Below are 296 nucleotides of genomic sequence, written 5' to 3'. Positions count from 1 at the left end.
AGAGTCATGTGGAGCATGTCGAAGAAAAGCTTCACAATGAAAGTCAATTGATTTTCGATTATTCGGACACAGCCTATGGAAAAGGAATCACTGAAATCGAATCCATACTTAGACCATTATGGGGCGAGGCATCACTTGCTCATACTGAAAACAGATCGATTAATCAAACTATCTTGAACAAGATTACAAAAGGTATTGACCCGTCGACGGCGGAATATTGGGGGATCTTGAACGACAAAGACCAACGAGCCGTAGAAATGGCCGTATTAGGCTATTCCCTGCTATTAAATGAAACC

General features: G+C 41.6%; 1 protein-coding gene. It reads left to right on the top strand.

Annotation, left to right across the window (positions count from 1 at the left end; translation table 11 throughout):
• On the top strand, positions 1-296 hold a 296-nt coding region (locus tag JKP73_RS22735; RefSeq protein ID WP_200412049.1), incomplete at both ends, for a DUF2264 domain-containing protein.

The sequence above is a fragment of the Virgibacillus salexigens genome, from assembly GCF_014905415.1.
Classification (GTDB): Bacteria; Bacillota; Bacilli; order Bacillales; family Amphibacillaceae; genus Virgibacillus; species Virgibacillus salexigens.
Note: the sequence above shows the minus strand (reverse complement) of the source record. Positions and strands in the feature narration are given on the sequence as shown.